Below are 14035 nucleotides of genomic sequence, written 5' to 3'. Positions count from 1 at the left end.
GTTTAAATTACTTTCGCTTCGTTTTTGAGTAGGTTTACCAACTCTTCCACATTGTCTGCATCAATCATTTTCACCGCTCCTTTTGGTGCTGGCAATTCATATTGAGCAATCTCAGTAAGTTTTGTATTGTCGGTAGGCTCTACCACATTCAATGGCTTAGTTCTGGCCGACATAATACCTCTCATGTTAGGGATTTTCCATTCTGCGATAGGCTCTTGACAACCTGCAACGAAAGGCAAATTCACTTCTAGCTTTTCTTTTCCTCCTTCGATTTCACGGGTGATTTTAGCCGTATTTCCCTCCATTTCTAACACCATTACTGGAGAGAATGAAGGCAAGCCTAGCATTTCGCCAACCATACCGTGTACCATGCCACCGTTAAAGTCGATCGACTCACGGCCCATCAAAATCAAATCGTATTCACCTTGTTTTGCCACATCGGCAATTTGCTTGGCAACGAAGTAAGAATCAGAAGGGAATGCGTTTACTCTTATGGCTTCATCGGCTCCAATGGCCAATGCTTTTCTCAAAGTTGGTTCAGTTTCAGCTTCTCCAACATTTAAAACGGTTACTTTACCTCCATTGGCTTCCTTCAACTCTACCGCTCTGGCAAGTGCGTAATCATCGTATGGGCCGATGATAAATTGTACACCATTCTTATCGAACTTGGTATTGTTTTCTGTGAAAGCGATGCGCGAAGTAGTATCAGGTACGTGGGTGATACAAACGAGTATATTCATGCTTGCTTTATGATTTTTTGAATAATGAATTTCTACAATAAACCCCTCATTTGGCCTTGTGTTCAACTTTAAGTTAAAAAGTCCTTTATTTGAGGGAAACGATATAAAAAGAAGGCTTAAACCTTAAATTTGCCCCGAAGATAGTCAATAATGAAGTAAATAAAAATCAATGTAAACGATGAACGAACAGAGATTGAGCATGTTAAAAAAGTTTGCAGCGGAAGAACCCAACGACCCGTTTAACTGGTACGCTTTGGCCAATGAATATTTGAATGAATCACCCGAAAAAGCCAAAGAATATTTTGACAAGCTGCTTTCAGAATTCCCTGACTACCTTCCCACTTATTATCATGCAGCCCAAGTGTACATCGACTTAATGGAAGATGAAAAAGCCTTAAGCATTTACGCTCAGGGAATTGCTTTGGCTAAAAAACAACAGAATTCAAAAGCACAACGTGAGCTGAGTGCTGCTCACCAAAATTTATTATTCGAAATGGATTAATTCAGCTTTGAATAATCTGATCAGCCTGTTACATTTAGAGGGAATTTTTAATGCCTTTCAAATGATTCGAGCTACACTCTGTTTACTCTCATTCCTTCTATGCTTCAGTGCATTTTCTCAAAAAATAGATACCACCTATTTTGATAAAAAAAATAAGGAAGTTGCTAAAAATGATGTATCGGTATTTCGGTATGACGTCACCTCCACGAAAGGTAAAAGTAGTTCTATTCATAAATACTTAAAGGACGGTACTTTAATAGAAACTCTAAACTTGGTTAAAGACGAGAGGCATGGTGATTATTATGTTTTTAACCTTGAAGACTCATCTCAAACTACAGGGCAATATAAAAATGGTGTAAAAGTTGGCGAATGGATAATAGAAGACGTTAAAAACGGCCACTCCTTTATTGAGGTTTATGACAAGAAAGGACTTTTAACTAATAAGGATGCTACTTTATCAACTGACAACAGGATTTATGCGACAGCCGACCTTGACATACCGCCCGATTACACCACAGGCCAAAATGGTTGGAACAAACACCTTTTAATGAATTTAAAATACCCTAGAGAGGCAGCGATAAATGAAACCAGTGGAGATGTTAATCTAAGACTAACAATTTTGAGCGATGGCAGAATAGTTAAAGCGGAAGTTCAAAACGACAAAGTCAATAAACACCTAGCCAAAGAAGCTATTCGTGTAGCTCTACTCTCTGAAGATTGGAACCCTGGAATAAAAGACGGCAAAGCAGTTAACTGCTTTATGGATATAAAAATAGTTTTTAGAACTAATTAGCACCCACTGCACTAACTAAACTATGCATCTCCCTCCAAAACTCACTTTGAGACCAACGTTGTTCTAAGCTGTAAAAATGTTGACGGGCTTCTTTGTATTGTTCGTACTGATGCAAAACTTCCTTTTCGAAGTACGGAAGAGCTTCGTTAGCCCCATTTTTACAATGCGCGATAATTTCTGCCGCACGCATGCCTTGCGTTATAGATTTGATGATACCTTGGGAAGTAATCGGGTCGTAAGCCGAGGCTGCATCTCCTATGGCCATCCAATTTTCGCCCACAATATGATCTAAGCAAAAAGACTGTGCAGGAAAACCGAGTAACTTCTGATCAATCGGTTCCATTTGAGCAATCCATTGATGCGTATTCGGAGATTGCTGCAAAAGTTGAATCCAGTTTTTAAGGTCGTTCAGGCCTAATTTTTTTACCGTTTCAGCATTGGTGTAAAGTGTTACCAATAATTGTTCGTTCGGAATTCTGGCGGCATACCACCAACCATTTTCCACGGATTCTAAATGCGTGAGTTTAGATACTTCGCGAAGCCCCTTATTTTTGAACCTTAAAGCCAAACACACCAAAGGCGTTTCGTGCTGCTTCTTACTTCCTTGATCGGTAGCAAAAACACTCCGCACACCAGAAGCATCCACTACAAAATCAGCTTCTATTGAATCAATTTCACCAAATTCATTTTTCAGACTGAGTTGATAACCGTGCTCAGTTTTTGCACTACTCTGATAACTGTGTCCCGACAAAACTTTAGCCCCACGTTCAACAGCCTCATTTACTAAAAATTGATTGAATTTGGCTCGGTCTAAATGCCAACCATGCCCGAACGGACTCAAAATACTATCGTTATAACCTCGTTTTTCACTTCTCCAATAAGAACAACTTCCAAAACAAGGTTCATGGCCTTGAGCCTGAAAAGCTTCGGCAACACCCAATTCACGTAGAATAGGATTCATTTCAGGCGGAATACTTTCACCAATATGAAACTTGCCTGTTTTCGAAGTATCTACCAAAGTGACATTTGCTATGCCTACATTTAAAATAGCAATGGCGCAGGAACACCCTGCGGGTCCTGCGCCAATTATTGCCACATTATAGTTGGGAACTATATCCAAAATTAATTTTTAGGAGGGTACACTTCGTCATCGACAACATTTGGCCAGAAAACGACCAAGTTACTGTCATCTTTATCGAAAAGGCTTTCCACCTCCAAGTAATAATCCTTATTAAAACCATCAGGATAACCATCAATGGCTGGCCCCTGCATAATCGTACCGATTTTCACCCATTCCGTAAGAATATTTCTACGGTTCTGATAACGACCTACATTCATTGCAGCGGTATCGAAACCTGATGAAGCTGGGCAACCCGGAGTCGATAAATTCTCCTGCGCTGCAGTACCTTCTCCACGTACTGAAAAACGCTGTTTCGTAGATTTGATATCGCCATTATTGGCCGATAAATCATTGAAAGTATATACAGCTACCGGGCGTTGTGCTGGCCAAGACCAGAACAAAGTAGTATTCACCGTTCCGCTATACACGTTCTTTTCGGTAATATCTCCGCCTGGATTTGGCGCTGGCGTATGCGTAGCACAAGAGTTATAGTCGGTGTGCCAAGGAATAGCCATAAACTTACACAAGTCACCTGGCTGAACAGGGTCTGACCTTAAAGGCGTATAGCCTACTCCCAAAAAGGGCTGATCTTTAGTGGCCGATGCATAATTCAATTCTTCGGCATTAATTCTAAAAGGCCCGATTGCTGGGTTCTGCCAATCTTTATTATATAAATCTGGGTCACGAACAATAAAAGTCAAATCAATTCCAGGGCTAAAACGACCACCGAGGCAATTCACCAAAATCGTTTTATCGAGTTGCTCGCCTTCGCCTATTGGCAGCGGACTCGCCCCCACACTCAATCCTTTATTCCATTGTTCCATAAAGAAATATTGCTGACGCGAAACAGTTAAAAAAGCCTGATTGGCGTCACCCAATGACAAGGGCATTAGTGGCGCACCATTGTTATTCTGGCTACCATCTGGGTTCCGAATAAACTTCATCATGTCGAAAGGCGGCTTTTGTTCCGTTAACAACTTGACTCTTTCGTGAGCCGAAATGGCCTGATCTGGTAAATTCGTATTCCACATTTGCATGTGTGCCGAATTCAATGTGGGGAAAATATCATCTTGGAAGTAAGGCTTGTATTCGGGATTATATTTCCCATTGCTAAACACCTCTGGCTGAAGGTTGAAGTTTTCTAACCAAGTGTTATAAACATCATCCCAAAGATTTACCACATTCAGAGTTTGAGGTGCATAAGCAGGGTCAGTAACCACTGCCCAAGCACTCCCTTCAATCGCCTGTTGGGTTCCATCTTCAAAAACCAAAACTGCAGTTACAGGTCCGTCAGAAGTATCATCTAACCAATTGTTATTATCTACATCTTTACACAGCGGTTGACTTGCATCAAAATTACCTTGATTATCGAAAGCACAAGCCAAACCATGTCCGCCTAAAACCAAAAGCCTACCATTTGGCTCAGTAATAATTTCCCCCAAATAACTAATCGGATCGCTTCCATTCGATCCACTTCCATTAGTTGCAGGAAACTGAATTGGATAATTGGCTTGATTGGTAATTGCCCCCAAACTCTGATCGTAATAACTGGCCTGAGTTGTGTTATCAAATTTTACAGGCGTAGTTCCTTGACTTGCCTTTATTGCACGAGGCCCAGCATCGATCACCAGTTTCTTTAAACGGTCGGTATCTGCTGGATTTACCGTATAAGGGTTTTGAGGTGAAGTGCTATCAAAATCTGGGTTTCTCAATGGCGGTGTACTCACCGTCATGGTTTTCCCATCTACCGTTACTTCATGTGGTTTATAAAGCTCAATGCCCAAATTGGCATCTTCATCAATTTCCCAACAATTGGCTTTTTTATTTGCCAAATGAGCGGTCCAAATAATGTCTTTCACTTTTTTACCGTCTACAGTAGACCCGATCAACACTTCTTCTCCTCCTTGAGTTGGGAAGGTAAGTTTATCACCTTCATTAGGATATTGAAATATCTTAAAGCGAGCCGCTTGCCTTTTCAACCTACCTTGTGCATCGCGCAAATCACCACTGGTAATGGTAGTGTTTTCGGTGCCCGGTTTTATTGGAAGCCCACCAGTAAGCGCTTGCCCCTCTTGCGGAGATGCGGCCATAGTTTCTGGCCCTAAATAATATTCTGTACTATTTCCAACTCTGGCCATGCCAATAGCTGGATGTATTCTTAAGCTTGAATTTGCCATTTTATTTTTATGGTTAGGTTGAATTAATTAGAACGCTTTACTTCGCCACCGCCTTGGTAATTCTTTAAAAGAATATGACTGGTATTGGCATTCTTGCCTGGCAGCACCTTAGTAGAGAGCGGTACATTTGTAACAGGGAATGTGTTGTGACAGCTGAAGCAACTGTTTTGAGAGCGCACTTTTTGCGTAAACGTTTCGATTGTTGCATTAGACAGTGTTAACGAACCTGTCACCATAGTTGAATCTACATTCGGATTCCAATCTGGCTTTAGCACTCCTTTTTCGGTATTGAACCATACGGCACCTACCTCAAAGTAATTCTCCCAAATCGAGCCTTCCTTTTTTAATTGGTCTTTCGCATTTGCATTTAGGTGATCGATATTACCACGATTGGTAGAGCTTCCTCCACCTTGCGCATACTGACGTGCCACTTGAGTTACTGGCGTAAGTGTCTGCTTACTTTCATCTACAAACTCTAGTATTTCAGCATTATTCGCATTGGTTTTTCTGGCTGTAGTATTGGCAGTATATAGCAACCAATTCTTATCCGATACTGGGTCGTTCATGCCTTGCACCACTACACCGCTTGCATCTTCTTTAAAGTTTGGCGCATTGCCATCAAATTCGAAAGTGGCCCAAATAAATTCTGGATGCCCCTCTACTACAACAGCAATGTGTAAGCCTATTAAAGCTACTTCTACATCTTTCTGAATTTGCGGATTATCTTCAGGAATTCTAGGCTCACCATCCACCATCGTCAATAATTGAATATCGGCTTTGGTGGTGTACAAATTACTCACATCTTCTCCTGGCTGCACCAATTTCCAGTTGGCTTTTAACGACATAGAGCCTACCGGAAAATCAGCAGTTGCGTCAAAATCTACAAATACTTCAGGGTCATACAACTTATTATCAAGTACCCAATCGCGATAGATGTCATTGATCATAATGTTGCTGTACACTGCTCTTCCATGCTGATCGATCAAAATCCCCTTAGAAAGCGCTTGCTCTACAATATCCAATACCTGATAGGTGTCATCTTTAGTTTCTGGATGAATGGCATTACTGGTATAGAGGTTTTCAAAGCGTAGCTTTCCATTTACTTCTTCTGTCAGCCATAGAAAGTACTGCCAAGAAATTAAATGGAAGTCGCAGTTGGTTACATCATCTCCTTGAGGGAAATTTTGCGGTTGTGGCGTAGGAACAGCCCCAGTAAACCATTCAGGAGGTGCAACACAGTTACCATCCACTCCATTGATTCCGCCCGTATTCGAAGCGGCCACTGCCAAAGTTTCTGTTTTCTCCTTGGGTGAAGAATTACAAGCCACCAAGCAGGTAACTAGTAAAAGGAAAAAACATTGATTTACGATGTTTTTCATAGTTTAAAAATTTAGGTTGATTAATAGATTTTTTCAACGGCAAGTATTATCCATTCACAATTTCAATAATTTTAGGAATAGAAAGTTTACCAAAATATTACCCTTATATATTCTATGTAGGTAATTAATAACTGATTTAAAAAAGTATAACTAAAACATGTGTTGATATACTTTTTAAAGTTATAAAATAATTAACCAAAAATCAGAGCCATCTCTAAGTTATTTTTCGATTTGTTATAGAATAGGTGCTTTTCCGTTTTGAACAGTACCTTTGCCTTTGATAAACTCATATGGATATGTCTGAAAGAAGAGAAAGGAAAACACCTAATAAAAAATCGAGTAAAGACAATACTCCTGCTACCAAGCCAAAGCTTCACCCTAGAAACAAACATAGAGGCCGCTATGACTTACCTCAGCTTATTAAGGGAACCCCTGAATTAGGCGACTTCGTTCAACCCAATAAGTATGGTGACGATTCCATTGATTTTGCCAACCCGGCTGCAGTAAAGGCATTGAATAAAGCTTTATTGAAACACCAATACAAATTAGAATTCTGGGACATTCCCGAAAACTATTTATGTCCGCCAATACCAGGACGGGCCGATTATATTCATCATATGGCCGATGTACTATGCGCAAGCAATTACGGAAAAATACCTACTGGCAAGAAAGTAACTGGCATTGATGTGGGTGTTGGCGCCAATTGCGTTTACCCCATTATTGGCACGCAAGAATATGGCTGGTCGTTTATTGGTACTGATATTGATTCCATTTCCCTTAAATCTGCGCAGGCCATTGTAGATCAGAACCCCAACTTGGCGGGAAAAATAGAATTGAGAAGACAGCCCGAGCCAAAGGATATTTTCTACGGTATTTTGAGAAAAGAAGACCGTGTTGACTTTACAATATGCAACCCTCCCTTCCACCGTTCTCCCGATGAAGCCCAAGAAAGTGCTTCGCGAAAAGTGAACAACTTGGCCAAGAAAAAAGTAGCCGACCCTGTATTGAATTTTGGCGGAAGAAGCAAGGAACTCTGGTGCGATGGCGGAGAACGAAAGTTTATTCAAACCATGATTCGCGAAAGCAAAAATTTTGGTGAATCATGCTATTGGTTTTCCAGCTTGGTTTCAAAGTCTTCGAACCTGCCTGTAATTCTAGAATCGCTAGAAAAAGCAGCAGCGGTTGAAGTAAAAACCATTCCCATGGGGCAAGGCAATAAAAGTAGCCGCATTGTAGCTTGGACCTTCCTCACCCCTGCACAACAAAAAGAATGGAAAAACACGAGATGGAAAGAAAAAGAAGATTTATCAAAAACACCTGAGTAGATGTAAATGGTGAAAACCATTATGTATGATATATCAAAAATATAGCCCAGGGTTTAAACCGTGGGCTATATTTTTAGAGTGCACTCTCAGAACCGGTAACGGTTTATATTAATGTTTGAATACAACAGTAGTCCTACAATCAGGGAGGAGCGGGTTTTTTGTTGAGGTTTGGCGGGTAAGATGCTTTTTTTTCTATCTTGAATTTAAAACACTAAGAATTGCTGAAGTTAGAAGCCATATCAACCAAGGGTGAACAATATATTGGTTTGGCAATTCCGTATGATCAATCTCTAATCGATAAAGCAAAAAAACTGAACGGTCGTTGGGATCCAAAACTAAGACTTTGGCTATTTAAACATTCCTCGTCTACTGAAGCTAAAATCAAACTAGAATTCAACATTGAAGATGATCTCGCCTCTAACCACACAATTAGAAATAAAAGTATTAACGTCCCAAAAGAGTACCTAGATCAGCTTGAGCGCAAGAGATATAGCCCCAATACAATCAGCACATATATTTCTCTTTTTGAACAATTTTTAAATCACTTTCCCCAAGTTAGCCCAGAAACATTGAGTGATGACCATGTTGCTAAATTTCAAACCTATTTAGTGAACACAAAAAAGGTTTCAATCAGTACTCAAAACCAATATATCAATTCAATTAAGTTCTACTTCGAGAAAGTATTGGGACGAGAAAAGGGTTATTATCATATTGATAGGCCTATCCAAGAGTTCAAATTACCAAAAGTACTTACAGAAAAAGAAGTAATTGCTTTACTAAAAACTGTAACCAACTTAAAGCACAAAGCAATGCTCTTCATCGTGTACAGTTCTGGATTAAGAGCAGGTGAGTTAATTAACTTGAGAATCTCGGATATTGATGGAGAGCAAATGAGAGTTTTTATTAGAGGAGGGAAAGGAAAAAAAGATAGAGTTAGCATACTTTCAGTAAAAGCGCTTGAAACGCTAAGGATTTACTTTAAAGAATTTCGACCCAAAGAGTATTTATTTGAGGGACAAAATGGTGGTCGGTATACTACATCAAGCCTTAGAAAAGTCTTTTACACAGCGTTGGTTAAAAGCAAAATTAGAAAAAAGGTAACACTCCATTCACTGAGGCATTCATTTGCTACTCACTTATTGGAAAAGGGAGTTGACATAAGATATATTCAAATATTACTAGGTCATAATTCGAGTAAAACAACTGAAGTTTATACTCATATTACTCATAAGGGCTGGAAAAAAATAAAATCACCTTTAGACAATATAGACCTTCAATAAACTTCCTTATAGCGACCAATATTTGGATGCTATGAGGAAGTTTTGATAAATTACATGAGATATATGCGCCACAAACGTGGCGTATACATAACGTTGGGCAACATGCAAAAAAATGACTGCTAACTACAAAATACTCTGCGACATTGGAGACAAACCAAATTTCTTAATTGGTGGTCAAGGGAAATCAGTGGACTTTCACGAAATTGAAAAAAGCGAGAATCTAAATAGGATTTATCGTTTTCAATTCAAACAACCACCAAAAAACGGACAACTCGACCGAGTAATTTCAGCTATTAAAAAACGACCTGAAATAGAACTTCGATTCTACGGAGACTATTCCGAAGAATTAATTGATTGGGACAGTCTGATTGAAATTGAAAATCTTCAAATTGATTTGTGGGAAACGAATGACTTAAAAGAAGTAAGCAGACTAAGGAACTTAAAAAGTCTTGGGATAACAAAGAATGTAAAATCAAAGGTTTCATTAGAAATCCTTGAACCTTTGCGAAATCTAAAGACTTTTTACACCTCAATTTCCAAAAACGTTGAGACAATTTCAAAGCTTCCGAATCTCGAATTTTTGAGTTTTAATGAAATCAAAACGGACAACCTTGACTTTCTGATAAATCTAAAAAACCTTCAAGTCCTATTGTTATCAATGGGTAGCTTCAAGGACTTCTCGGGATTATCAAGAATCGAGAATTTGCAAAGGCTTCAAGTCCATCAAGTAAGAGGTTTTGAAAGTGAAGTTATCAATTCTATACTAAAAGAATGTTCACAACTTTGGGCTTTGAAACTTGACAACTTAAAGAGTATCAAAAATCTTGACTTCATCTCGAGTATGCCTAAAATCAAGTACTTGTCAATGGAAGGAATCAAAAACCTCGACACTTATGCCCCAATCAAAAATTCCAAGACAATGGAAACCATAGCGGGCTATAATTGCAGACCAGCTGATAAATCACTTGAAGGACTGATAAACCTTAAAGAAATTTGGTTAGGAGACTCTTACACAAAGAGTGAAATCGAAAGACTTTTGAATGCAAATGACGCAGAGAGTATTTGGATTAGGGGTAAGAACTTGAAAGGAACGGGTAAATTAAATAACCCATTTGACCTAAAATAAAAAAGCACGATTGCCCAATCGAGTAGACGGCCGTGAGCCATAAGCCCACGGTGCGCCTCTCACACCACCCAGCGTACGGTTCTCGTACTGGGCGGTTCATTGAATTTGAGGTTGCGTTTTTAAGTAGTAGTCTAGCATTGTTTTATAACCTTTTCGTCTTAGTCTTGATAAGGTAATCGTAGTTCTCAAAATTGGACTTTGGGCTACAGCCCAGCCCCCCATTCTTGTTCTACTCCAAGCATAAGCTTGCCCTTGTTCTATCCCCAATCGGATTAGGTTCTTACGTTTCCGCTCTAGCTTTTTCCAGTCGTGCCATATACAATATCTCAAACGGTTTCGTAACCACTCATCGAGCGTTTTAAGTTTGGCCTGAATACTTGCCAATCGGTAGTTGTTCACCCAGCCTTGCCACACTTGTTTAAGCTTCTCTAACCGCTCTTCGAAACTGTAGGGCAATGTTTTCTTGGTTATCACTTTGAGCTTACGTTTCAAACTCTGCCAGCTCCCTTGTTTTACAACTAATTGATATTTGCCTTTCTCGCCCTTTTTGTAGGTTGGTGTAAATCCATGACCTAACAACTCAAAAGTATTTGGTCTACGGATGCCGCTTTTTGCTCGGTTGATGGGTAAGTCTAGTTTCTCTTTCAAGAACAAATACACTTCATTCCCCAACTTCTTTGCCTCGGCTTTTGATTTAGCATAAATACTAAAATCATCTGCATAGCGCACAAAACGCAATCCCTTCCTTTGGAGTTCTTTGTCCAGTACATCGAGCAATATGTTCGATAATAATGGGCTCAAAGGACTTCCTTGTGGCACGCCTTTTCTGCGTTGCTGCAACTTCCCTTTTACAAGGATTGGTGCTCGCAACCATTTGCGGATGAGCCATAGTGTAGTCGGACATTTTACCTTGTTGTAAATCAACTGTAGTAGCTTGTAGTGTTGCACTTCATCAAAGAAGCTCTTTAGGTCAATGTCTACAATATCCTGATACCCATCATTGATGTATTTCAAGCTTTGCTGGACTGCCTTATGGATGTTTCTCTGCGGACGAAATCCGTAGCTCTGCTCTTCAAATTCTAACTCGAATTTTGTAGCTAGCTGACGGCCTACCGCTTGTTGCAACCACCTGTCTACTACGGTGGGCACTCCCAATAGTCGGGTTTTACCGTTCCCTTTGGGTATTTCTACTCCTTTGATAGCCTGTGGCACATACTTCCTGTTCAAAATTGAGTTGGCGAGTGATTGGACGTTCGCTTCTCTGAAAGAAGCTAACTCGTAAACACTCATCTTGTCAACCCCTGCGCTCCCTTTATTTCTTACTACTTGGTAGTATGATCTTGTCAGGTTGCGTGGATGTAGTACTTTTCCTATCATTACTCTTTCTCTGTCCGCTTAAGCAAAGGCTATCCGTAGATTCCTTTGCGAATTGAGACGCAATTCAATGTTCAGTCCTTCGCTAACTCGTGAGAACTCCGACTTTATCCATTTAGGTGTCGGCTCATGTCCTGTTAACTACTATGACCTCGGCTGACTTCTCAGTCTCCAACTCGTGAAGTCCGAGATCTCCCTCGGTAAGGTAAATATCCTTGTATGTATTCCTGCTACATCTACTATTTCGGTACACTCCCTATCTTGATAAACAAAATAGGGCTTTGGACTTCGGCAGCATGTGGTACCTCATCCGACCTAATAGCCTCTGTATGTAGTTTCTGTTCGTCAGTACACATACCGCAGTCTGGCTTACTTCACTGCATGGATCACTCCAAACCAGCTTGCCACTTACTTAGCTTCCGGGCACGACCCCAGCGCTTAAGGGACTTTCACCCGTTGGAACGGCCATCTTTTTGGCCTATATTCACCATTCAAGGCACACACAACGGCTATACCCAATGCGGGATTTATGGGGTTTATCACGTTTAGTTTTTCAATTTTATATTTGTTCACGTTCGAAAGTGAAGTGCTTTGAAAACCCGCACTGTGCATAGCCAAACCGTTGTATGCCATTTGAAAAAACACTAAGATGCCAGTGAAGCCAATCATAGACGAGATTGAAAAAGAAGTTATTGATGTAACACAAACAAGTTTTGAATACTTGGATACATCAGTAGTTCCAGGTATGAGTGATTCAGGCTTGACTTATGAAAGGGGGATTGCGAAAAAGGGAAAGAAATTACAGACTTGTGTTCTATATGTTGACATACGTAATTCGGTTGCACTCCAAGAAAAACACCAAACCCAAACAATGGGTAGAATTTATACTGCCTTTACTAAGGCAGTTTTAAAGTTAGGGAGACATCACAAAGGTCACACTAGAAATATAATTGGAGATAGGGTAATGGTAGTATTTCCTGAAAAGAATTGCTTTGTTAATGCTGTTCACTGCGCTCTTTCAATCCATCATGTAGCAGAGAAGATTATAGATAAGAAGTTTGCGGTAGATTTTAAATGCGGTATTGGTATTGACTTTGGTGAGTTAAGGGTTATTAAGGTCGGCATTCAAAGAAATGGGACTGAAAATGCAGAAAATAAAGGTCTCGTTTGGGTAGGTTATCCAGCGAACTTAGCATCTCGATTAACAGATGTAGCAAATAAATCATTTGAAGAAGATTTTTTTCAAGTGACTAGACATCCAATAAATCCAAGAGCAATAAAGCCACTCTTTTCTTTTGATACATTTTTAGGTAGCACTAGCAACTATGACCCCAATGCTCCTTTTTACCTAAATACCGTGGAAACCGTTGAGATGTCAGTTGATGAATTTGCAAACTCAATTGCGCATTACGATGACGGAAGACTTTTTACAGGTGGTGGTAAAAACATCAAGTTTGAAAAGAAAAAAAGGACATATAAATATCCTGCTATTTTACTTAGTGAAGCTGTTTATAAAGGATACAAAAGCGCAAATTCTAAAGCAAATGATATCGTTAACAATTGGTGGAAAGAACAGTCCAAGCCAATTCAAAATGTTAAAGGTAAAGTATATGGCAGCAATTTAACTTGGAAAATATGAGTCTAAAATCTGATACCGACAATATAACCCAACAGCTTTATCAAGTATTTAATAATGTAAATGATTGGCTAAAGTTTGCTGAAGCTAAAAATGCTATGCTAATTGCCTTTAATGGCGCATCAATCTTTGGGATAATCAAATTACTCAGTTTAGATTTTGTATCAAATTCAAGATTTATTGAGAACTATCTTTTATTCGTCATCATTTCCCTGATATTTTCTACTGTGAATTGTCTTATTTCATTTGCTCCCAGAGTAAAAATTATTAAGGGTGGTTTTTATGATTCGGGAAAAGTTCCAAATGTCTTATTCTTTGAATACCTAAAGGGGAAGAATAATTTAGAGATTATCGAAGAAGTAACAGGAGACAGGGATAAAGAGAACTATACAACTTTGCAAAAGGATATTGCGGAACAAATAAAACAAAACTCAATAATCGCAAGTAGAAAGTACTCACACTTTACTATTTCGGTATGGATTACGATATCTGCATATATCACTGTGATATTGGCGGGAATATTTTGCTTGTACACATATTTAAACGAATAAAAACGGCATACAATCGAGTAGACGGCCGTGAG

General features: G+C 39.5%; 12 protein-coding genes. 7 read left to right on the top strand and 5 right to left on the bottom strand.

Going from position 1 to position 14035, the window contains the following annotated elements:
• Positions 1–2: 2 nt before the first annotated feature.
• Positions 3–740 (bottom strand): electron transfer flavoprotein subunit beta/FixA family protein, encoded by a 738-nt coding sequence (locus tag OB69_RS06980; RefSeq protein WP_053223299.1) that lies wholly within the window; start codon positions 738–740, stop codon positions 3–5.
• A gap of 178 nt (positions 741–918) precedes the next feature.
• Here OB69_RS06980 and OB69_RS06975 point away from each other — a divergent pair, with 178 nt between their 5' ends.
• A complete protein-coding gene (locus OB69_RS06975; protein WP_053222992.1) occupies positions 919–1242 on the top strand; it encodes a tetratricopeptide repeat protein in 324 nt (107 codons plus the stop codon).
• A gap of 7 nt (positions 1243–1249) precedes the next feature.
• A complete protein-coding gene (locus OB69_RS06970) occupies positions 1250–2035 on the top strand; it encodes an energy transducer TonB (protein ID WP_221404860.1) in 786 nt (261 codons plus the stop codon).
• Here OB69_RS06970 and OB69_RS06965 read toward each other — a convergent pair.
• Genes OB69_RS06965 through OB69_RS06955 form a run of 3 tightly spaced genes read right to left on the bottom strand, consistent with a single transcriptional unit; the run spans position 2028 to position 6711 of the window.
• Positions 2028–3155, bottom strand: coding sequence for an NAD(P)/FAD-dependent oxidoreductase (locus tag OB69_RS06965; protein WP_185096876.1), 1128 nt, complete (start codon positions 3153–3155; stop codon positions 2028–2030). The two genes, OB69_RS06970 and OB69_RS06965, sit on opposite strands and share 8 nt — an antisense overlap.
• A gap of 2 nt (positions 3156–3157) precedes the next feature.
• Positions 3158–5332: a LodA/GoxA family CTQ-dependent oxidase gene (locus OB69_RS06960; RefSeq protein WP_053222989.1), complete on the bottom strand. Its 2175-nt coding sequence runs from the start codon at positions 5330–5332 to the stop codon at positions 3158–3160.
• 23 nt (positions 5333–5355) lie between these two features.
• Positions 5356–6711 carry a hypothetical protein gene (locus tag OB69_RS06955; RefSeq protein WP_053222988.1) on the bottom strand — a complete coding sequence of 452 codons (1356 nt, stop codon included), beginning with the start codon at positions 6709–6711 and terminating at the stop codon, positions 5356–5358.
• A gap of 296 nt (positions 6712–7007) precedes the next feature.
• Between OB69_RS06955 and rlmF the strand changes: the two genes are divergently transcribed.
• The 3 genes from rlmF to OB69_RS06940 all read left to right on the top strand — a co-directional run bounded on the left by rlmF (position 7008) and on the right by OB69_RS06940 (position 10442).
• Positions 7008–8036: a 23S rRNA (adenine(1618)-N(6))-methyltransferase RlmF gene (gene rlmF / locus OB69_RS06950; protein ID WP_053223298.1), complete on the top strand. Its 1029-nt coding sequence runs from the start codon at positions 7008–7010 to the stop codon at positions 8034–8036.
• 218 nt (positions 8037–8254) lie between these two features.
• Complete coding sequence (locus tag OB69_RS06945) at positions 8255–9316, top strand: tyrosine-type recombinase/integrase (RefSeq protein ID WP_221404859.1); 1062 nt, start codon at positions 8255–8257, stop codon at positions 9314–9316.
• Positions 9317–9428: 112 nt separating this feature from the next.
• Positions 9429–10442 (top strand): hypothetical protein, encoded by a 1014-nt coding sequence (locus OB69_RS06940; RefSeq protein ID WP_053222987.1) that lies wholly within the window; start codon positions 9429–9431, stop codon positions 10440–10442.
• 96 nt (positions 10443–10538) lie between these two features.
• On the opposite strand, the gene ltrA is transcribed toward OB69_RS06940, so the two are convergent.
• On the bottom strand, positions 10539–11819 hold the full coding sequence (gene ltrA / locus OB69_RS06935; RefSeq protein ID WP_053222986.1) for a group II intron reverse transcriptase/maturase: 1281 nt from the start codon (positions 11817–11819) through the stop codon (positions 10539–10541).
• A gap of 646 nt (positions 11820–12465) precedes the next feature.
• Between ltrA and OB69_RS06925 the strand changes: the two genes are divergently transcribed.
• Together OB69_RS06925 and OB69_RS06920 are read left to right on the top strand one after the other, a co-directional pair.
• Positions 12466–13455 (top strand): adenylate/guanylate cyclase domain-containing protein, encoded by a 990-nt coding sequence (locus OB69_RS06925; protein WP_053222984.1) that lies wholly within the window; start codon positions 12466–12468, stop codon positions 13453–13455.
• Complete coding sequence (locus OB69_RS06920) at positions 13452–14003, top strand: Pycsar system effector family protein (RefSeq protein WP_053222983.1); 552 nt, start codon at positions 13452–13454, stop codon at positions 14001–14003. Before OB69_RS06925 ends, OB69_RS06920 begins: the two co-directional genes overlap by 4 nt.
• Positions 14004–14035 lie beyond the last annotated feature (32 nt).

Origin of the sequence: Roseivirga seohaensis subsp. aquiponti, from assembly GCF_001267955.1 — a bacterium.
GTDB lineage: Bacteria > Bacteroidota > Bacteroidia > Cytophagales > Cyclobacteriaceae > Roseivirga > Roseivirga seohaensis.
The sequence above is the reverse complement of the archived record's forward strand: the minus strand, read 5'-3'. Positions and strand labels throughout refer to the sequence as shown.